The organism is Acinetobacter populi, assembly GCF_002174125.1.
Classification (GTDB): domain Bacteria; phylum Pseudomonadota; class Gammaproteobacteria; order Pseudomonadales; family Moraxellaceae; genus Acinetobacter; species Acinetobacter populi.
Genome location: NZ_NEXX01000002.1, coordinates 259,141 through 279,956, shown reverse-complemented (window position 1 = coordinate 279,956; position 20,816 = coordinate 259,141). Strand labels below are relative to the sequence as shown.

At 41.5% G+C, this 20,816-nt stretch carries 17 protein-coding genes; 14 read left to right on the top strand and 3 right to left on the bottom strand.

Annotated features, from left to right (window positions below):
* Positions 1 to 9: 9 nt before the first annotated feature.
* Together CAP51_RS07480 and CAP51_RS17690 are read right to left on the bottom strand one after the other, a co-directional pair.
* Entirely contained in the window at positions 10 to 696 is a 687-nt protein-coding gene (locus tag CAP51_RS07480) for a response regulator (RefSeq protein ID WP_087620129.1), read from the bottom strand.
* Between the two features lie 167 nt (positions 697 to 863).
* Complete coding sequence (locus tag CAP51_RS17690; protein ID WP_425426777.1) at positions 864 to 1,181, bottom strand: nucleotidyl transferase AbiEii/AbiGii toxin family protein; 318 nt, start codon at positions 1,179 to 1,181, stop codon at positions 864 to 866.
* A 424-nt stretch (positions 1,182 to 1,605) separates the two neighbouring features.
* Here CAP51_RS17690 and CAP51_RS07470 point away from each other — a divergent pair, with 424 nt between their 5' ends.
* From CAP51_RS07470 to CAP51_RS07455, 4 genes are all read left to right on the top strand, one after another.
* Positions 1,606 to 2,409, top strand: coding sequence for a hypothetical protein (locus tag CAP51_RS07470; RefSeq protein ID WP_087620127.1), 804 nt, complete (start codon positions 1,606 to 1,608; stop codon positions 2,407 to 2,409).
* A 34-nt stretch (positions 2,410 to 2,443) separates the two neighbouring features.
* Positions 2,444 to 3,469: a sensor histidine kinase gene (locus tag CAP51_RS07465; RefSeq protein WP_087620126.1), complete on the top strand. Its 1,026-nt coding sequence runs from the start codon at positions 2,444 to 2,446 to the stop codon at positions 3,467 to 3,469.
* Positions 3,470 to 3,834: 365 nt separating this feature from the next.
* A complete protein-coding gene (locus tag CAP51_RS07460) occupies positions 3,835 to 4,185 on the top strand; it encodes a hypothetical protein (protein ID WP_087620125.1) in 351 nt (116 codons plus the stop codon).
* A gap of 607 nt (positions 4,186 to 4,792) precedes the next feature.
* On the top strand, positions 4,793 to 9,826 hold the full coding sequence (locus tag CAP51_RS07455; protein WP_087620124.1) for an ESPR-type extended signal peptide-containing protein: 5,034 nt from the start codon (positions 4,793 to 4,795) through the stop codon (positions 9,824 to 9,826).
* Between the two features lie 70 nt (positions 9,827 to 9,896).
* Here the strand turns inward: CAP51_RS07455 and CAP51_RS07450 are convergent, their stop codons facing one another.
* The gene (locus CAP51_RS07450) at positions 9,897 to 10,940 is read right to left on the bottom strand and encodes a type I glyceraldehyde-3-phosphate dehydrogenase (RefSeq protein WP_087620123.1); all 1,044 of its coding nucleotides are present in this window, start codon (positions 10,938 to 10,940) and stop codon (positions 9,897 to 9,899) included.
* Positions 10,941 to 11,188: 248 nt separating this feature from the next.
* On the opposite strand from CAP51_RS07450, the gene alaS reads away from it, so the two are divergent.
* The 10 genes from alaS (at position 11,189) to CAP51_RS07400 (ending at position 20,812) form a co-directional block, all read left to right on the top strand.
* Complete coding sequence (gene alaS, locus CAP51_RS07445) at positions 11,189 to 13,819, top strand: alanine--tRNA ligase (RefSeq protein ID WP_087620122.1); 2,631 nt, start codon at positions 11,189 to 11,191, stop codon at positions 13,817 to 13,819.
* Positions 13,820 to 13,882: 63 nt separating this feature from the next.
* Complete coding sequence (locus CAP51_RS07440) at positions 13,883 to 15,163, top strand: aspartate kinase (protein WP_087620121.1); 1,281 nt, start codon at positions 13,883 to 13,885, stop codon at positions 15,161 to 15,163.
* A gap of 208 nt (positions 15,164 to 15,371) precedes the next feature.
* Positions 15,372 to 15,623 carry a carbon storage regulator CsrA gene (csrA, locus tag CAP51_RS07435; RefSeq protein WP_087620120.1) on the top strand — a complete coding sequence of 84 codons (252 nt, stop codon included), beginning with the start codon at positions 15,372 to 15,374 and terminating at the stop codon, positions 15,621 to 15,623.
* Positions 15,624 to 15,906: 283 nt separating this feature from the next.
* A complete protein-coding gene (locus CAP51_RS07430; protein WP_087620119.1) occupies positions 15,907 to 16,779 on the top strand; it encodes an urease accessory protein UreD in 873 nt (290 codons plus the stop codon).
* 109 nt (positions 16,780 to 16,888) lie between these two features.
* On the top strand, positions 16,889 to 17,191 hold the full coding sequence (gene ureA, locus CAP51_RS07425; RefSeq protein ID WP_087620118.1) for an urease subunit gamma: 303 nt from the start codon (positions 16,889 to 16,891) through the stop codon (positions 17,189 to 17,191).
* Between the two features lie 11 nt (positions 17,192 to 17,202).
* A complete protein-coding gene (locus CAP51_RS07420; protein ID WP_087620117.1) occupies positions 17,203 to 17,511 on the top strand; it encodes an urease subunit beta in 309 nt (102 codons plus the stop codon).
* A gap of 15 nt (positions 17,512 to 17,526) precedes the next feature.
* A complete protein-coding gene (locus tag CAP51_RS07415) occupies positions 17,527 to 17,943 on the top strand; it encodes a hypothetical protein (RefSeq protein WP_087620116.1) in 417 nt (138 codons plus the stop codon).
* A 22-nt stretch (positions 17,944 to 17,965) separates the two neighbouring features.
* Positions 17,966 to 19,666 (top strand): urease subunit alpha, encoded by a 1,701-nt coding sequence (gene ureC / locus CAP51_RS07410; RefSeq protein ID WP_087620428.1) that lies wholly within the window; start codon positions 17,966 to 17,968, stop codon positions 19,664 to 19,666.
* A 14-nt stretch (positions 19,667 to 19,680) separates the two neighbouring features.
* Positions 19,681 to 20,160, top strand: coding sequence for an urease accessory protein UreE (gene ureE, locus CAP51_RS07405; protein WP_087620115.1), 480 nt, complete (start codon positions 19,681 to 19,683; stop codon positions 20,158 to 20,160).
* Positions 20,150 to 20,812 carry an urease accessory protein UreF gene (locus tag CAP51_RS07400; RefSeq protein WP_087620114.1) on the top strand — a complete coding sequence of 221 codons (663 nt, stop codon included), beginning with the start codon at positions 20,150 to 20,152 and terminating at the stop codon, positions 20,810 to 20,812. The genes ureE and CAP51_RS07400 overlap by 11 nt, the downstream gene beginning before the upstream one ends.
* Positions 20,813 to 20,816: the final 4 nt, after the last annotated feature.

Sequence of the window (20,816 nt, the reverse complement as noted above, 5' to 3'; positions counted from 1 at the left end):
ACGATACAATTAAGGTAATATGCCTAAAGAGCGGGCAGTATTGATGGCTTTTGCGCGACTGGATACAGACAGCTTGCGATAAATATGTTTGATATGACATTCGACAGTATATCTTGAAAGGTGAATAAATTCGGCAATTTCCTTATTGCTCATACCCTTGGCGACCAGTTCTAAAATCTCATGTTCACGATGTGAAAGCAAACCTTTTTCCGCAATATTTTCAGTTGCAGGGGGGGCACTTGACGAGGGTAAAATTAGTCTGCTTAAGATTTGCTGGGCGATAAAGGGATCAATCGGTGCGCCACCACGTAAAATACTGCGGATAGACATGGACACTTCCAGATCATCACGTTCCTTGAGGACATATCCGGTTGCGCCTGCCTGAATCGCACCCAAAATGGCATCTTGTGTACTCCATGCCGAAATCACCAAAATTGGACAGGATGGATCCAAATGCCGTAATGCTTCAATCAATGTTTTACCATTGCCATCGGGCAAACCCAAATCCACCAGTGCAAAAGAAACTGGTTGCTGTTTTAATGTATCCAGCGCTGCTTGCAGGGTCTGGACAAAAATAAGCATATCCTGTTGATAACCCAGATTGAGTAACAAGTCCTTTAAGCGATGTTGTATAGCGGCATCATCTTCAACAATAAGTACCGGAATAGGTAAAGTAAGTTCCTGATTGGACACCATCTATTGCCTTGTGATCTGGGTGGTCTTTTATAGCATAGAAAATAGTGATTGATTATGCTATCCCTGAAACTGGGTATTTTGATCTAAATAAAATATTAGTTTTTATTGATATATTATGCGCTCTGCAAGTTGTTGGAAATATTGATTAGACCATACATCTAGCGATGTTATATCTTGAATAAATGGTCGCACATCCTATCCTGCTTTGCATGTTCAAAATCAACAGAGTCAATTTTTTTTTTGCGTAGCAATGTCAAAAAATCTTGCTGGCTTAAATCAGATTTAATCCAGTCACGACCTTTAATACGATTTTTCCATTGCCTAAATAGTAAGGTATGCATTTTACCCAGATATAAGTTTTCAATTGTAAAACATTTCACATAGAATGAAAAAGGTTGTAAGAGTAGCTTTTTCTCGGTGTTAAATAATAGTGGTGACTGAGTATCGACTTCAAATTTAATTTTTAGGGTTTTACGACCTGTAATTTTAATATCATAAATACTGGTATTCTTTTTTAGAAAAGCAGAAATGACAGCAGTTCGAGTTCTTTCATAAATTGTATGGATAATCGGGATAAATCCGAATGTCTATACATTATTGAATTGTGTTAAGATAAATTTGCTTAATTTTTCAGCTATTTTTAACATGCAGCTGTTCTAGTCGAATGAATTTATCATGCTAAATAGACCAAACAAGCTGGCGAAATGTTGAGATTGACATCCGCCCTAAAAGCTGGCGTTTACCCACAAGGGGTGTATTACATATGTCCTATTGGATGGCGAATATTTTATTCGATTTGTGAATAAAAATAAGCGTTATTCATTAGGAGCATTACCTTCATGGATATCCGAGAGTTTAAACTGTATGCTATTATCATTGAAAATAATAGACGATGTGATAGGGGCAAATATGTTTGAATATTTTGATGCGCCGCTTTTTATTGTAGATCATGATATAGCAAAAGTAGACATTCAAAAAACACCATTTTTTTATAATGATCAAGGTAAACCAGCTTATCTCAAAACTTTACCTGAATTTGCCATACCACTTCAACCAGCTATTCCTGATCCGCAAATCGCAATAGGTAAAGAATATGTGGTTGCTAAAGTGATAGAAACAGTAAGGAAAGAGTATGGGAAACAGACCCAACTTGATTTTGTAGGGGAACAGATAGAATATGATGCTTTCTGGGTAACTCGGGATATTGCCGCAGCATTTGGCATGACTTTAGTTAAACCGTATCAGGCGGTTAAAATACTGAGTCCGCAAACATCGACATTATATCAGATTCAATATGAATATGGGGTGTATGCAGGACATTGGTCACCTTATCAGGGTAAAGAAGGTAACCATGAATTATTGACGATGGTATGCACAGATTTAGAATGTCATGATTTTCCGCATATTTTTGCTTCTACTGATGCCGATATGCCTTTAGTCATCTCGGTCGCCAGATATTGGCCAAAGCAACATAAAATTCGTTTGGCAGATTTATGGTTAGCGCAAGGAAATGCTTTATATGTACCACCAAGTACAGTTTATGCTGGTTTAGACTGTGTGGATTTACATAATAATCGTAACTCTGCACGGGCATGCTGGGACAAACTATGCAAAAACAGTATACTTACCCATACCCTATTGGAACCTGATTCTAAAACATTTGACTGGTATTGGAATAAAAAACCAACTGTTCACCGCCGCCCTCATCTTTGATTTATCTATGCCTTTTTATAGCGGACTTTAATAAATGAACCAGAGTCTAAATACTGCATTTTATAAGACACTTTTGGAATCAACTAATGCTATTCCTTGGCAAATTGACTGGAAAACCTCACGTTATACATATGTCGGTCCACAAATTCAGGAGTTGCTTGGTTGGTCAGATGATACTTGGGCTACTGTAGATGATTGGGCAGAGCGTATGCATCCCGAAGATCGTGAACGAGTTGTGAAAAACTGTATTGAGCTATCAAAAAATGGAATTGACCACGAAGCAGATTATCGTGCTTTAAAAGCAGATGGTACTTATATTTGGGTGCGTGAAGTAGTACATGTTATTCGCTATAATGATGAAACACAATCGTTGATTGGTTTTATGTTTGACATTAGTGAGCGTAAAAAGAAAGAAGAGGAGTTGGCACTTTCACTTCAGGTTCGGCATCAACTTGAGTTGGAAAATACCAGACTTCAGCAAAGAATTGATCTGGCACATGAGTTACATGATGGTTTGGGTGGTTCTTTGGTACGTTCTATAGCATTGGTAGATCAAAGTAAGGAAAATCTAAGTAATTCGCAATTCTTATCTATGCTTAAATTGTTACGTGATGATTTAAGACAGATTATCGATACAGGTTCAAGTTCAGGGACAAAAATCCCTGAAACACCAATTATCTGGGGTGCAGCTATACGCTACCGATTCATGCAGATTTTTGATGAACTGGGTATTAAGTCTAGTTGGTGTTTTCCTCAGGAATGGCTTGTTCAGCCGACGACACTAGAATGTTTGACCTTATTACGGGTGATTGAAGAATCACTCACCAATATCATTAAACATAGTCATGCACAACAGGTTTCCATTAACTTATTTTTTAATGAGGAACGACAACTGATTTTAGAAATTGAAGACGATGGTATGGGGTTTGATGTCGATGCAGTCTTTCACTCAGGGATCAGTGTTGGTTTGCGTAGTATGAAAACCCGACTTGAAAGGATTAATGCAAAAATGTATATTTCATCACAAAATGGTAAGACGCTTATTAAAGTGGTAAAATGAGTCATAAAAATTCATATAATCTTAGCAATCTCAACTTTAATCTATAGCAAAATTCAAAATGTAAGCTACATTTGTGTCATGCTGGACTTGATCCAGCATCCAGAGTTAACGTATCCTAAATTAAACTCTAAAAGCTAAAGCCTAGACCTTAACAACTCTTGAACTTTACTCTGGATACGTTGAGAGATGTATCTCGCAAGGCAAGTATGACGAAGTGAATGTAGCCCAAAAATCAAATTTTGCTCTATAATTTAAATTTTGTCGTTATAGTGAAAAAATTATAAAAATACCCAATTTCAGGGATATTTTTAATAAAAATAATCATTTTATAATCAATTTCCATTAAATACTTTAAAGGAAATATTATGAGTGAAGATTTAACCCAAGGACCTAAAGGTTATTTTACCAGTGTTACCTTTGAGTCTCAACTTGCTCCATTAGATGGACAAAAGCATCGCTCTAGTCCAAACTATGATTTGACCCAGTTAGATCAAAATTACGACTGGATATTTTCTGCGCCTCCTGGCGTTATTTTCTCTATTAAAGAAGACGTAGTCGGTAAAGATCCTGTTGTGCAGGAACACATTGCCAATGGGACTAAAGCCACTGTAGAATTGAAAGGGAAAAAGAAAATCTATGTTGCAGATCCAATCAATGCAACAGAAAAATTTAAAATTAGCCTAAGTGTTATTCAAGGAGACAAGGAAGCTGATTGAAATTTCAACTAAATATAAGCCAATCACAACTTTATCAAAACCAAAGTTTACATATAAACTTTTAATAAATCTATTTTTTGTCCGCTACTGCAATAAAAAATGTAGCGGTGAAAGACCTACCTCACAAGGGCTTTGTCCATTTGTAAAGCGACACTTTTCACTTCGTTGCTTTCGGCAGCGAAGTGAGTTAATTAAAAAGGTTGAAATTTATACTTATTTTTTATGATGAAGCATTACTTGCGCAAAATTCAAAATACATTTATGTCATGCCGTGAGAGATGTATCTCGCAAGGCAGACATCCAGAGTTTACATATCTTACAATCAGATTCTAAAACCTAGGTATTAACAATTTCCGATTCCGAACTTTGCTTTAGATCATTATATGGCGCTTAATAATCGAATTTTGCTATAGATATTGTATGATTCCTTTAGGCTAATGCCCCTTAGGGATAAAAATCCTTGCATTGCACACTAGATAGATGAGTAACATCAACTATTAATCTAAAAAATTAAAAGTCAAAATACCCAATTTCAGTGATATGCAACGTACAAAAAAACACCTTTAATTAACCTATTTTCTATACAAAACATACATAGGTTAAACATATGAATCACATTTTTAAAAAAATCTGGAATAAATCGCTTGGATGCATGGTGGTGGTTTCAGAACATGCAAAAAGTGCAGGGAAAAAAGATAATACTACTGGTAAAGTTACAAGTACGGATCGCCAATCTATTCAGACAGTGTCGCTTAAAACATTAGGTTTGCAAACTCTGGTGCTCAGTATTGCCATTATCATGGGGGAAAATGTCAGGGCGGATAATATTGTTCAGGGTGTTAGTTGCAGTTCTTTTAATGTTAATAAAACCTTGGAAGAGGCGAATGGATCGTTTACTACAGCCGTTAATAGAAGTATCTCCGCTGAAGCTGGCTCACCTTTTCTTACTTTTGATGGTGCTGTGGCAATTGGGGGGGATTGTACAAATTTCACTTGGGCATTAGATCATGCTGTGGCAATTGGTGGTGCGGCAGCGGCGGTAAACGGGGTAGCGATGGGAACAGGTGCGTGGGCATATCGGATTGGTAATGTTGCGATTGGCAATCAAGCAGAGGCAATCGGAATCAATAGTATCGCCATTGGTGCAGGATCTATTGCAAATAGAGATAATAGTTTTTCAGTTGGAAATAGCACCACTCAGCGACAAATTACTAATGTAGCAGCAGCTACAAGTGGCACAGATGCTGTGAATTTAACGCAGGTACAAAGTCTGATTTTAGGCGGTGGTACAACAGGCGCTGTGTTATATGACGCTGTAAATAGTCAAAAAATTACTCTTGCAGGTACAGGTGGAACCACGATCAGCAATGTAAAAGCAGGCACAGCTGATACTGATGCAGTCAATAAACTGCAACTGGATACAGCGATTGCCAGTGTAGGTACCGTTGCCACAGATAATTATGCATACGATAACAATGATACAGCATTAGGTTCGGCATCAGGTTGGGAACACTCCACCGAAGATGATGGATTAACATTAACCAAAGTGGCAGGCATTACTGTAACTGCCACAGGTCTGGATATTGATGATATTACTTCATTTACTTTAACGGATGGGACAGAAATTACAGATGCTACGCAAGTTACAGACTTTATTAATGCTGCAAAGCAAGGCGGTAATATTGCGGTGGGTACATTAAGCAGTGCAGTAGGTGTTGCAAATGTGGCATTGGGTGAATCTAGCAGTGCTGTAGGTTATGAGAATACTGCATTAGATTTTGGTAGCAGTGCGCTGGGTTATAATAATATCGCATCGGGTGGTGATAGTAGTGCGGTGGGTTCTCTGAATACTGCTTCAGGTGATTATAGCAGTGCATTGGGTGCATGGAATACTGCATCAGGTTATGATAGCAGTGCTGTAGGTTCTGAGAATACCGCCTCGGGTTCTGAGAGCAGTGCGTTGGGTTCTGAAAATATCGCCTCGGGTGAGGCTAGCAGTGCTGTAGGTTATCAGAATACAGCATCAGGTGAATATAGCAGTGCGCTGGGTTTTTACAATACCGCATTGGGCGAGTATAGCAGTGCAAGTGGTACAAGCAACACCGCAAGTGGAAAAATGAGTAGTGCAAGTGGTGTAGGCGGCGCAGCATTAGGTAATGGCAGCTCAACCATGGGCGGTGCTTTAATAGATATGTCTACTTTTGATCCTACTCAGTCCATAACAACGATAAGTGGTCGAGAGATTGAAATTGATCAGCAAGCCGTGATGCTAACAAAAATAGATGGTTTGGATGTGGTTATAGATAATACAGATCCATCTAATCCTAGTATCACGATTGGTGGAAAACAACTGACGACAGAGGAATTACAGGCATTTATGCAAACTGTTCAGGTAGGCGGTGCAATTGCTGTCGGAGAACAGGCACTTGCCGCAGGGTCACGTTCAACTGCTTTTGGCGATAAGTCCACAGCAATCGGTGCAGAAAGTAAAGCCTATGCTGATAATAGTGTTGCTTTGGGTGCAGGTTCAATTGCTGATGAAGCCAATACCGTGTCCGTAGGTGCGACAGGTGTAGAAAAACGCATTACCAATGTGGCAACGCCTACCAAAGCAACTGATGCTGCCAATAAAGATTATGTAGATACAGGTTTGGCTGCCAAAGCTTCACAGTCGGATTTGGATTTACTGGATGGACGTGTCGATCAAGCCGAAACTGACATTAGTGCATTGGATACTCGGGTTAATCAAACCGAAACCGACATTAGTGCATTAGATGGACGTGTCGATCAAGCCGAAACCGACATTGGTGCATTAGATGGACGAGTTGGACAAACTGAAACTGACATTACTGCATTAGATGGACGAGTTGATCAAACTGAAACCGACATTACTGCATTAGATGGACGAGTTAATCAAACCGAAACCGACATTGGTGCATTAGATGGACGAGTTGGACAAACTGAAACTGACATTAGTGCATTAGATGGACGAGTTGATCAAACTGAAACCGACATTAGTGCATTAGATACTCGGGTTGGCACAGCAGAAAGCGACATCACGGCATTAGATGGACGAGTTGATCAAACTGAAACTGACATTACTGCATTAGATACTCGGGTTGATCAAACCGAAACTGACATTACTGCATTGGATACTCGGGTTGGCACAGCAGAAACCGACATTATTGCATTAGATGGACGAGTTGATCAAACCGAAACCGACATTGGTGCATTAGATACTCGGGTTGGCACAGCAGAAACCGACATTACTGCATTGGATGGACGAGTTAATCAAACTGAAAGTGATATTACAGCATTGGATACTCGGGTTGGCACAGCAGAAAGTGACATCACGGCATTAGATGGACGAGTTGATCAAACTGAAACTGACATTACTGCATTAGATGGACGAGTTGATCAAACCGAAACCGACGTTACTGCATTGGATGGACGAGTTAATCAAACTGAAAGCGATATTACAGCATTGGATACTCGGGTTGGCACAGCAGAAAGCGACATCACTGCATTGGATACTCGGGTTGGACAAACTGAAAGCGATATTACAGCATTAGATGGACGAGTTGATCAAACTGAAACTGACATTAGTGCATTAGATGGACGAGTCGATCAAACCGAAACTGACATTACTGCATTGGATACTCGGGTTAATCAAACCGAAACTGACATTACTGCATTAGATGGACGAGTTGATCAAACTGAAAGCGATATTACTGCATTGGATACTCGGGTTGGACAAACTGAAAGCGATATTACAGCATTGGATACTCGGGTTGGCACAGCAGAAAGCGATATCACCACATTGGATACTCGAGTTGGCACAGCAGAGACCAATATTGGCAATCTTCAAACCGATTTAACTTCTGCTCAGAATGATGTAACAGCCTTAGATAGCCGTATTGGTGTAGCAGAAACCACTATCACTTCAGCTGCAACGACATTTACCAGTGTATTGGGCGGAGGTGCTGCATTTAATAATGGGGTATTTACTGCCCCAACTTACACCATTCAAAGTTCAAACTATAGCGATGTTGGGAGTGCTTTTGCAGCGGTGGATAGCAAACTTACCGATCTGGACACCCGTTTAACCACAGTACAAAATAATGGCACAGGGGCAAATGGTAAAAGTGCCTATGAAGTTGCACAATCTAATGGCTATACTGGTTCGGAAACAGATTGGTTGGCTTCCCTAAAAGGTGATAAGGGTGATCAAGGCGAACAAGGTCTAACGGGTGCAACCGGAGAAAAAGGCGATCAGGGTATAGCAGGTGTTGATGGTAAAGATGGCTTAAACGGTCTGGATGGTAAAGACGGATTAGACGGTTTAAATGGCCTTGATGGTGCCAAAGGCGATAAAGGTGATATCGGATTAACAGGTGCAACCGGAGAAAAAGGCGATCAGGGCATAGCAGGTGTCGATGGTAAAGATGGTTTAAACGGTCTGGATGGCAAAGACGGATTAGACGGTTTAAATGGTCTTGATGGTGCCAAAGGCGATAAAGGTGATACCGGATTAACAGGTGCAACCGGAGAAAAAGGCGATCAGGGCATAGCAGGTGTTGATGGTAAAGATGGCTTAAACGGTCTGGATGGTAAAGATGGCTTAGATGGTTTAAATGGTCTTGATGGTGCCAAAGGTGATAAGGGAGATAAAGGTGATACCGGATTAACAGGTGCCACCGGATCGCAAGGGGAACAAGGTTTACAGGGAGAAAAAGGCGATCAGGGGGAACGTGGTTTAAGTGCTTTTGAAATTGCAGTTGAAAATGGCTTTAGCGGATCAGAACAGGATTGGTTATCTGCACAAACCAATCCATATATTGATATTAGTACATCAAGTGGTGATGCAGGTTCTTCTGCGCAAGCGACCGGAACAGGTTCTATTGCTATTGGTGAAGGTGCGCTAGCCAGTGGTGATCAATCTACTGCGATCGGTGAGGGTACACAGGTTTCAGGCGATCAATCCACTGCGGTCGGTAAAGGCAATCAAGTGTCAGGTGATCGTTCAGGGGCATTTGGTGATCCCAATACTGTAACTGGCAATGCTAGCTATGCAATCGGTAATGACAATACGGTTACTGGTGATGGAACTTTTGTGCTAGGGAATAATGTGGAGACCGAAGCAAAAAATGCAGTGGTACTCGGTAATAATTCCACCAATGATCGGGATAATACGGTTTCCGTTGGTTCGGCTAGCAACTTACGACAAATCACGCATGTTGCTGCGGGTACAGAAGATACCGATGCGGTGAATGTGGCCCAGCTTAATACTGCAAGTGCCACGACATTATCCAATGCCAATACTTATACAGACACCAAGTTTGCCAGTCTGGAAAGTAGTTTTAAAGATTATCGTCTGGAAACAGAGCAGCGCTTTAAACAGGTGGATGAGCGTTTTGACCGTCAGGGTGCGATGAGTGCTGCAATGATGAATATGGCAGTGAGTACGGCAGGTTTACGTGGTCAAAATCGTATAGGTGTTGGTGCCGGTTTTCAGGGGCAGGAACAGGCCGTAGCGGTGGGTTATCAACGTATGGTGAATGAAAATACCAGTTTAAGTTTAAGTGGCGCACTGACCAAAGAAGAAGGTTCGGCAGGTGTTGGTGTTGGCTTTAGCTGGTAAGCTGTGAAAATCTGTTTGAATCATTGGGCCGTTGCATATGCAGTGGCTTTTTAATGTAAGTATAAATCTGCTATAACCGATTTAAACAGCCGACTAGATCCAGCAAGCGATTGGCATAACCCCATTCGTTATCATACCAGGCAAAGACTTTAGCCTGTCTGCCAGCAGTCATGGTTTGCAGGCTATCAACAATAAGGGAATAAGGAGAATGATTAAAATCACTGGACACCAGGGGTTGATCTGTCATGGCCATAATGTTGGCATATTGTCCACGAATAGCCTCTGCAAAACTCTGGTTAATCTCTGCAATGTGATGTGCTTTGGGCATGACGATAGTCAAATCAATGGCAGCAACATTCAAGGTGGGCACACGAATGGAATATCCCTCAATTCTATCCTGCATATGTGGCATAACGCGTTTTAAGGCACCTAATGCGCTGGACGTGGTAGGAATAATATTATGTCCAGAAGCTCGGGCACGGCGTAAATCTCGATGAACATGGTCCAGCACAGCCTGATCGGTGGTGACAGCATGGATTTCGGTCATCATGGCACTTTCAATACCAAAGGCATCATCCAAAATTTTTACCATAGGGACCAGTGCCTGTGTGGTACAGGACACGCTGGAAATCACTTGATCGGTTAATTTTAAATCCTGATGATTAACGCCGTAAACAATTGCTGCATCCACGCTATCAAACGGTGCTGCACCGATAATAACCCGTTTTGCACCAGCAACGAGGTGTTGACTGGCGGCTTCACGCGAACGGAAGAATCCGCTACATTCTAGTGCAACATCTATATCCAGTTGTTGCCAAGGTAAATCCTGCGGCCTGGCCTGTTGAAATACTTGAATTTTAAGTTGTGAACCCAAAGCATTCACGACTAAAAAATTTTCCTGACCGTGCTGCGAATCCTGCTGCAAGATTTCAACCGTACCAGCAAAACGTCCGTGAGTGGTATCAAAGCGTAATAGATGAGCCAGTGTTTCAATATCGGCAATATCATTGATGGCAATAATCTGTTGTTGTAATTGTTGCCTAGGCGTTTCAAACCATGCACGTAATACGTTGCGTCCAATCCGACCAAATCCGTTAATCGCAACACGTTGCATGATTGACCTCAAAATTATTCAGCGATACATCAGTTGCGCATGTTAAAGCAAGTGTCATGAAAAGGAAAATATTTTGCCGAATAATTTAATTTGCTTAAATCTGTAAAAACATTGGTCTAAGGGTAAAACTTCGCTATAATTTGTCGCCTTAATCTTAAAGCCAATGATTCAAGCTGGTGCATTAGGTGTGCATTGAATCATACGCCACTAATATTTGTATGGAGTGACTTGTTGTGAGTACACGTTTTATGACGTCCGCTGAAATTCGTGAAGCCTTTTTGCATTTCTTTGAAACCAAAGGTCATACACGTGTCGCGTCGAGTTCACTCGTACCTGCCAATGATCCAACCTTATTGTTTACCAATGCCGGTATGAATCAGTTTAAAGACTGTTTTTTGGGGCTGGAAAAACGTGATTATACCCGTGCCACCACTTCACAAAAATGTGTGCGCGCAGGCGGTAAGCATAACGATCTGGATAATGTCGGTTATACCGCACGCCATCATACTTTCTTTGAAATGTTGGGTAACTTCTCATTTGGCGATTACTTCAAACGTGAAGCAATTACCTATGCCTGGGAATTTCTGACCTCTGAGCAATGGCTAGGTCTAGATAAAGATAAATTGTATGTCACGGTTTATCATACTGATGATGAAGCTTTTGATATCTGGAATAAGGAAGTCGGTCTGGCGGCAGAACGTATTATTCGTATTGGTGATAATAAAGGCGAAAAATACGCCTCAGATAATTTCTGGGCGATGGGTGATACCGGTCCTTGTGGTCCATGTTCGGAAATTTTTTATGATCACGGTGATCATATCTGGGGCGGTTTACCGGGCACGCCGGAAGAAGATGGCGACCGTTATATCGAAATCTGGAATAACGTCTTTATGCAGTTTAACCGTACTGCTGATGGTGTATTACACGCGTTGCCAGCACCTTCGGTTGATACCGGTATGGGACTTGAGCGTATTTCCGCGGTATTACAGCATGTCAATTCCAACTATGACATCGATTTGTTCCAATACTTGTTAAAAGCTGCTGCCGAGATTGTGGGTATCCAAGATGAAGGTCAGCCTTCGTTACGTGTTCTAGCCGATCATGCCCGTTCCTGTTGCTTCCTGATTGCCGATGGTGTTAATCCTTCTAATGAAGGTCGTGGCTATGTTTTGCGTCGTATTATTCGCCGTGCAGTACGCCATGGTAATAAACTCGGTGCAAGTGGTACATTCTTCTATAAAATGTTGCAACCATTGATTGAAGTCATGGGACAAGCTTATCCTGAACTTGCTGCCAATCAGGATCGTATTGAAGCGACATTAATTAAGGAAGAAGAACAATTTGCCAAAACCCTAGAGCAAGGTCTGAAACTGCTGGAAGGGGAATTGGCACAATTAAAAAGTAAAGTGATTCCGGGTGAAGTTGTCTTTAAACTCTATGATACTTACGGTTTCCCGACAGATTTAACCGCAGATATTGCCCGCGAACGTGATTTAAGTATTGATGAAGTCGGTTTTGAACGTGAAATGGCAGCCCAACGTCAACGTGCTCGTGATGCTGGCAAATTCAATGTAGATTATAACAGTATTGTTAAAGTTGAAGGTGCAACCCAGTTCGATGGCTATGATGCCACACAGGGTCAGGGACAAATTGTTGCCATTTACAAAGATGGCGAGCAAGTGGATGAAGTTTCAGAAGGTGATGAAGCCTTAATCATTTTAAGTCAGACGCCATTTTATGCCGAGAGTGGTGGTCAAATTGGTGATACCGGTCTATTCAAAAATGATACCGGGATTTTTGAGGTTCAGGATACCAAAAAATCAGGCAGTGCCTTTGTTCATCAAGGTGTTGTGACCATGGGTAATCTGAAAGTTACTCAACCGGTTAAAGCCATTGTCAAGGCTGATTTGCGTGCAGCAATTTCCCGCAACCATTCCGCCACACACTTACTGCATGCCGCATTGCGTCAAGTATTAGGTACGCATGTGCAGCAAAAAGGTTCACTGGTCGCTTCTGATCTATTACGTTTTGACTTTGCCAATGATCAGCCTGTGACATTTGAACAATTACAGGAAATCGAACGGCTGGTTAATCGTGAAGTGATTGCCAATAGTCCTGTACAAACTGAAATTCTGGATATTGAATCGGCTAAAGCCAAAGGTGCCATGATGCTGTTTGGTGAAAAATATGGCGAAACAGTACGTGTACTGACCATGGGCACAGTAAGCAATGAGATTCCATTCTCGATTGAGCTATGTGGTGGTATTCATGTCAAACGTACGGGTGATATCGGTTTATTTAAAATTATTTCCGAAGGTGGCGTTGCTGCTGGTATCCGTCGTATCGAAGCTGTGACCGGTACCAAAGCTGTTGATGTGATCCAGAAAGCAGATGCGACAATTAACAGTATTAATGCGATCTTAAAAGCACAAAAAGAACAAACGCTTGAAAAAGTTCAGGCAACAGCAGAACATGCAGCACAACTGCAAAAACAGCTTGAGCAACTGAATCAGAAATTGGCCAATTTCCAAGCCAGTGAATTACTTGGCCAAGTACAAGAGATTGCAGGTCGTCGTACCCTGATTGCACAAGTGCAGGCAGATGCAAAATCACTGCGTCATTTACATGACAGTGTCAAATCTAAACTGGATAATGCAGTGATTGTGCTGGCAGGTGTGGATGCCGATAAAGTGAGCTTAATTGCTTCGGTGGCGAAAGAGCATCAGGCTGTGGTGAAAGCAGGCGATATTATCAAACATTTGGCTGCTGAACTTGGTGGTAAAGGTGGTGGTAAACCTGATCTGGCACAAGGTGGTGCACCACTTAACGAGAAGTTAGACGCTGTAATGACAAGCCTGACACAATGGCTTGCAAAATAATCGACTTCATTTTTGTGTAACTGATGCAAAACAGATTTGCATGATGGCTAATATGGAACAACTATGGCATTAATCGTTCAGAAATACGGTGGAACTTCAATGGGTACACCCGAGCGCATTTTAAATGTGGCTCGTCGTGTCAAACGCTGGCATGATCACGGACATCAAGTGGTTGTGGTGGTGTCTGCAATGAGTGGTGAAACCAACCGCTTGCTTGCCCTTGCCAAGGCAATTACTGAAACCCCAGATCCACGCGAGCTTGATCAAATGGTTTCTACGGGCGAACAAGTAACGATTGCAATGCTGGCAATGGCGCTTAATTCGATTGGTGTTGAAGCAAAATCACTGACAGGCCGTCAGGTGGGTATTCATACCGATATGGCATTTACCAAGGCACGTATTGAAGCAATTGATACCGATGCCATGACGCAGGATTTAAATGCCGGTCGTGTGCTGGTTGTTGCAGGTTTCCAGGGTGTTGATGATCAGGGTAATACCACGACACTGGGCCGTGGTGGTTCTGATACCACTGGTGTTGCACTTGCTGCTGCGCTTAAAGCCGATGAATGCCAGATTTATACTGATGTCGATGGTGTTTATACCACAGACCCTCGTGTTGCACCAAAAGCCAAAAAAGTGGATCGTATTTCGTTTGAAGAAATGCTGGAAATGGCATCTCTGGGTTCAAAAGTACTTCAAATTCGTTCGGTTGAATTTGCAGGCAAATATCAGGTACCTTTACGGGTCTTATCCAGTTTTGATAATGACGATGATGGTGCATTTGACGAAACATTTAAACAAACAGTGGGTACACTGATCACGACTGAAGCGGAAGACACTATGGAACAACCAATTATCTCAGGTATTGCATTTAACCGTGACGAAGCCAAATTAACGATTCTGGGTGTACCTGATGAACCGGGTATTGCTTCAAAAATTTTGTCACCGATTGGTGCGGCAAATGTTGAAGTGGATATGATTATCCAGAATGTTGAAGAAGATGGTACTACCGATTTTACCTTCACTGTAAATCGTGGTGACATTGCCAAAGCCAAAAAAATTCTGGAAGAAACTGCAGCAAAAATCGGTGCCCGTGAAGTTGCAACCCGTGATGATATTGTCAAAGTATCTATCGTCGGTGTCGGTATGCGTTCACATGCAGGTGTGGCTAGCAAAATGTTTACTGCACTGGCAGATGAAGGCATTAATATCCTGATGATCTCAACTTCAGAAATCAAAATCTCTGTTTTGATCGAAGAAAATTATCTGGAACTTGCGGTTCGTTCATTACATACAGCCTTTGGTTTAGACCGTGAACATGGTGAAAGTAGCGCGCGTGCTTAAAAAATAGGCATTTGTGATACATAAATTTGCAATTTATTTGACCTTTGCCTGACAAGCAGCCACTATCTTTATATAGTGGCTCTGTTATATTTGTCAGACAGAACTGTTTACAAACACATTTAAGCGGTTGTGCAAAAGAAGTTTAATGATGTTTTGTAAATAATTTGCCGTTCAACAGCGAATGAAGCACATTTAGCAAGGAGGCAGTATGCTAATTTTGACTCGTCGTGTTGGTGAAACTCTTATGATCGGTGATCAGGTGAGCGTAACCGTATTAGGCGTTAAAGGTAATCAAGTCCGTATTGGTGTAAACGCACCAAAGGAAGTATCTGTTCATCGTGAAGAAATCTATCAACGGATTCAACACGAGCGTGCCATGCACGAACATTTACAACATCTTGATGATGATTATACGCCGAATTTTAATGACGACGATTACTCCCATTTTAACAATCGTTAAAATATGTTCATTCTTCCATCATAGACTTGGTTTATTTTGGATAAAAAACGAGCTATTTCTATAGCTCGTTTTTTATTGGTCAAAAATTACAGCATCATAAGATACGATGATCGTAATAAGCCTGTTATTTTTAAATTAATATATCTATTCTTAGATGACATACATTATCAAATCATACTCATTTGAACATTGATTGTGCGTTATATCTCTATCGCGATATTTTTAGGTGCAATAATTGCTTATCATGATGAATAGTGAAAAATGATCTAAAAATGAGAGTGGTATGAGCAATGGCTTGGCAATAAAGCAACAAGATGCACAACAATGGTTTGCACGGCTAGAGCTAGGTTTTATTTACCGTGATCAACGTACCATTATGGTGCATAGAAAACATCATGGTCCTATTCGGGTGCAAAAAATGTTATGGCCGGAGAAAACCGGCGTTTGTCATGCGATTTTGGTGCATCCACCTGCCGGAATTGCTGGCGGGGATCATCTAACTTTTGAGATACAAGCCAGTCAACATGCACATGCAGTGATTACTACGCCCGGTGCAGGGAAATGGTATCGCAGCAATGCCAAGGCAGCCCACCAGCATATTTATTTAACGGTAAAAGACGATGCCATTTTGGAATGGTTACCACAGGAAACCATGTTATTTGATGGTGCCAACGCGCATTCTGAAACTATCGTTCATCTGGAACAAAAAGCCAGTTTTATTGGCTGGGATATGCTGGTTATCGGGCGTCAGGCCAGAGCTGAAACCTTTGCACAAGGTGCTTATCATAATCATTTTAAATTGTTGAGAAATGATAAGTTGCTGGTTTCTGATGTATTAAATTTTACGGGTAATGACCGCTTTTTAAACTCGTGTCTGGGCATGAATGGCAACGCCGTGATGGGCAGTTTATGGGCTGTGGCACCGGAACAGTTTCGCGCCAGTATTGATCTAGAACAGCAGCTGGAGTTAGTTCGCGAATTGTTAATGCGTATGGATTTACCAGTACGCATCACCTTGCTGGATGATGTGTTATGTGCCAGATTTCTGGGTGATGATGCCAGACAATGCCATGATGCCTTTGCTGCAATTCGTGCCCGTTTAAGAAATTACTGGTATGGACTGGAGGAAGAGTTTCCCCGAATCTGGCGGACATAACGCAAAATCTTATATTTTCAAAACAGATAAAAAATATATGCTATGTTTGAGCATATATTTTGCTTAATCCTTTTTATAAACAAACGCTATTGCGATTTAGGAACGAGATATGGAACTCAATCCCACCGAAAAAGATAAAATGCTGATTTTTACTGCCGGACTGGTGGCAGAACGTCGTAAGGCACGGGGTTTAAAGTTGAATTATCCCGAAGCGATTGCTTTTATTTCGGCAGCCTTGCTGGAAGGTGCCCGAGATGGTATGACTGTGGCCGAATTAATGCACTACGGGACCACCTTATTGACCCGTGCAGATGTGATGGATGGTGTGGCAGAAATGATTGCCGAAGTGCAAGTCGAAGCAACTTTTCCGGATGGTTCAAAACTGGTGACTGTTCATCAGCCAATTGTTTAAAGGAGTAGATCATGATTCCTGGTGAAATTATCACGCCTGATACAGAGATTGAACTCAATGATGGTCGGGAAACCTTACGCTTAAGTGTTGCCAATACTGGCGATCGTCCGATTCAGGTCGGTTCACATTTTCATTTTTTTGAAGCCAATGATGCGTTAGCATTTGATCGTGATGCAGCCAAAGGTTTTCGGCTAAATATTGCCGCGGGTACTGCGGTACGGTTTGAACCGGGGCAGGTGAGAGATGTTGAACTGGTGGCCTTGGCAGGCAAACGAGAAGTCTACGGTTTTGCTGCACGAGTGATGGGTAAGCTGGATTAATTTTTTGGAATGAATATGCAGATTGTTTTAATCAACTATGATCAACAATATTTAGCATTTGATCCAATTACTTGCGATTCGGATTTATACACTCATTGTCGAGTTGAAAATAATCATACTTTTTCAATGGCGATAGATGTGTATTTATTTCCTGCAGAGATTGAACAGGTGATTACACAATTAAAACTGCTGAGACAATATTCTGATGATCAGATCAAGCTCAACGCATTAACTCAAGATGATTTAGAACTTGTATTTTATTCACGTATGGAGGCATTTATGATTGATGTTAAAATGAGGAAACAATCATTTATAAATAATCATATTGTTGTTACGGAATTTAAGACAACATTTTCTTTGCCGTTTGATCTTATTAGTTTAGTTATTGAAAAACTAAGAGAATTAGACTCATTCATTAGAAATTATAGTTAGGTGGTGTAATAAAGATATGACTATTAAAATATCACGTAAAGCTTATAGCGAAATGTTTGGTCCAACTGTTGGCGATCGGGTTCGTCTTGCCGATACCGAACTGTTTATTGAGGTGGAAAAAGACCTGACCACCTATGGCGAAGAAGTCAAATTTGGCGGTGGTAAGGTAATTCGTGATGGTATGGGACAATCACAACTCCTCGCAGATGAAGTGGCCGATACCGTGATTACCAATGCTTTAATTGTCGATTGGTGGGGCATTGTTAAAGCCGATGTAGGATTAAAAAATGGTCGAATCTGGAAAATTGGTAAAGCTGGTAACCCGGATATTCAACCTGATATTACCATTCCATTAGGTGCCGCGACGGAAGTAATCGCTGGAGAAGGGCAAATTCTGACTGCTGGCGGGATTGATACACATATACACTGGATTTGTCCACAGCAGGTTGAAACTGCTTTGATGTCGGGTGTAACCACCATGATTGGTGGTGGTACAGGACCGGCTGCTGGCACTTCTGCGACAACTGTAACACCGGGACCTTGGCATATTGGCACTATGTTACAAGCGATTGATGATTTACCGATGAATATTGGTTTACTTGGTAAAGGTAATTTAAGCTTGCCTGAACCAGTACGTGAACAAATCAAAGCTGGTGTGGTTGGTCTAAAATTGCATGAAGACTGGGGTTCAACGCCAGCAGCAATTGATAACTGTCTAAGTGTTGCCGAAGAGTTTGATGTACAGGTGGCGATTCATACTGATACTTTAAATGAAAGCGGCTTTTTGGAAGAAACACTGGCTGCTTTTAAAAATCGTACGATTCATACTTATCATACCGAAGGTGCAGGTGGTGGACATGCACCGGACATTTTAAAAGCCATTGGACAAGCCAATGTGTTGCCATCTTCAACCAATCCGACTCGTCCATATACCGTCAATACCATTGACGAGCATCTGGATATGCTGATGGTGTGTCACCATCTTGATCCAGCCATTGCCGAAGATGTGGCTTTTGCTGAAAGTCGTATCCGTCGGGAAACCATTGCTGCCGAAGATATTTTGCAGGATTTGGGTGCAATTGCCATGATGTCCTCGGACTCACAGGCAATGGGTCGAGTTGGTGAAGTGATTATTCGTACCTGGCAAACAGCACATAAAATGAAAATACAACGTGGTGCTTTAGAAGGTGATGCAGCACAACATGATAATCAGCGGGTGAAACGCTATATTGCCAAATATACCATCAATCCGGCGATTACCCATGGCTTAAGCCATGAAGTGGGTTCGGTTGAAGAAGGTAAACTTGCTGATCTGGTGCTATGGAAGCCAGCATTTTTTGGAGTGAAACCTTCAATGATCATTAAAGGCGGCATGATTGCAGCCGCACCGATGGGGGATATTAATGCCTCTATTCCAACACCACAGCCTGTCCATTATCGGCCAATGTTTGGCGCGTTCCCGCGCGGTGTACATCGCACCTGCTTTACCTTCTTATCACAATATGCCATTGATGATGGGGTGCCGGAGAAACTGGGGCTGAAAAAAATGATTAGTCCATGTAAAAATACCCGTAATATCAGCAAAAAAGATATGAAACATAATACCTATACGCCTGTGATGGATGTGCATCCGGAAACTTATGAAGTACGTGCTGATGGTCAGTTATTAACATGCGAGCCAGCGGAAGTGTTACCGATGGCACAACGATATTTCTTGTTTTAAACATGGTTAATCCTATGAAAATTTATACCCAACGACTTGAATCGGTGGAATCTGATCAGCAATTTAAAACGCTTGAATTAACTTTTGATACCCGGCAGAAATCCCGTTTTCGCGCGACATTAAATGATGGTACCGATATTGGTGCAGATTTACCCCGTACTGGTATTTTACGAGGTGGTTCTTTTATTGCAACGCAAGACGGGGAAGTATTACGTATTGATGCCAAAGCTGAAAAATTAATGCAAATCCGGGCCAAAACAGATTTTGAATTGTTAAAAGCTGCCTATCATCTAGGGAATCGTCATGTGCCGTTAATGCTGACGCCATTTGCTTTATATTTCGAACCAGACCATGTGCTGGCAGAAATGGTGAAGGGCTTGGGTCTGGAGGTTTATGAGGTTGAGCATCCGTTTGAACCGGAAAGCGGTGCTTATGCACAGCACAGCCATGATCATCGTTTAAGTCCGATTAAATCATTGCATCATGTCAATTAATGCAACACAGTTATTAAAACTGCTGGCTTTATCTTCAACAGCATTACCTGTGGGCGCCTATTGCTATTCACAAGGGGTTGAGACGGCTATCGAAATTGGTTTGCTACATGATGAAGCAAGCAGTATTGCCTATTTCGAGGAAGTATTGGAGATGTTGTTGCTGCGTTTTGAATTGCCGATTTTAAAACGTATGCTGCAAAGCCATGCTGATGATGCACAATTTTTATATTGGGCCAATATGTATAAGGCCAGCCGTGAAAGTAAAGAGTTATTAGCAGAGTCACAACAATTGGCATTTTCCTTGAATGCATGGATTAAAGATGTATTGAAAATGCCGGTCACGGTCAAAAAACAATTGGGGTTTGTACCTGTCTATGCCCAGTTATGTGGCCGTTTACAGCTCGATGTTGCAGATGTGTTGACTGCATATACCTTTACCGTACTGGAAAATCAGGTATTGGCTGCGGTAAAAACAGTTCCGCTTGGCCAAATGAGCGGACAAAGGATTCTATGGCATATGCATCAACGTGTCCCGGATGCCATTGAACGTGCGCTGCAACTTGAAGATCAACAGATGAGTAGTGCTTTACCACGTTATGCAATGCTGAGTATGCAGCATGAAACACAATATTCAAGATTATTTAGATCATAAAGAA

Excerpts from the sequence above, each read along its gene's own strand:
- CAP51_RS07480 (WP_087620129.1), bottom strand. The coding sequence starts at position 696 with ATGGTGTCCAATCAGGAACTTACTTTACCTATTCCGGTACTTATTGTT.
- CAP51_RS07415 (WP_087620116.1), top strand. The coding sequence starts at position 17,527 with ATGCAGATTGTTTTAATCAACTATGATCAACAATATTTAGCATTTGAT.
- CAP51_RS07400 (WP_087620114.1), top strand. The coding sequence starts at position 20,150 with ATGTCAATTAATGCAACACAGTTATTAAAACTGCTGGCTTTATCTTCA.
- CAP51_RS07465 (WP_087620126.1), top strand. The coding sequence starts at position 2,444 with ATGAACCAGAGTCTAAATACTGCATTTTATAAGACACTTTTGGAATCA.
- ureE (WP_087620115.1), top strand. The coding sequence starts at position 19,681 with ATGAAAATTTATACCCAACGACTTGAATCGGTGGAATCTGATCAGCAA.
- csrA (WP_087620120.1), top strand. The coding sequence starts at position 15,372 with ATGCTAATTTTGACTCGTCGTGTTGGTGAAACTCTTATGATCGGTGAT.
- CAP51_RS07430 (WP_087620119.1), top strand. The coding sequence starts at position 15,907 with ATGAGCAATGGCTTGGCAATAAAGCAACAAGATGCACAACAATGGTTT.
- CAP51_RS07450 (WP_087620123.1), bottom strand. The coding sequence starts at position 10,940 with ATGCAACGTGTTGCGATTAACGGATTTGGTCGGATTGGACGCAACGTA.
- ureA (WP_087620118.1), top strand. The coding sequence starts at position 16,889 with ATGGAACTCAATCCCACCGAAAAAGATAAAATGCTGATTTTTACTGCC.
- CAP51_RS07440 (WP_087620121.1), top strand. The coding sequence starts at position 13,883 with ATGGCATTAATCGTTCAGAAATACGGTGGAACTTCAATGGGTACACCC.
- CAP51_RS07420 (WP_087620117.1), top strand. The coding sequence starts at position 17,203 with ATGATTCCTGGTGAAATTATCACGCCTGATACAGAGATTGAACTCAAT.
- CAP51_RS07455 (WP_087620124.1), top strand. The coding sequence starts at position 4,793 with ATGAATCACATTTTTAAAAAAATCTGGAATAAATCGCTTGGATGCATG.
- CAP51_RS07470 (WP_087620127.1), top strand. The coding sequence starts at position 1,606 with ATGTTTGAATATTTTGATGCGCCGCTTTTTATTGTAGATCATGATATA.
- CAP51_RS07460 (WP_087620125.1), top strand. The coding sequence starts at position 3,835 with ATGAGTGAAGATTTAACCCAAGGACCTAAAGGTTATTTTACCAGTGTT.
- alaS (WP_087620122.1), top strand. The coding sequence starts at position 11,189 with ATGACGTCCGCTGAAATTCGTGAAGCCTTTTTGCATTTCTTTGAAACC.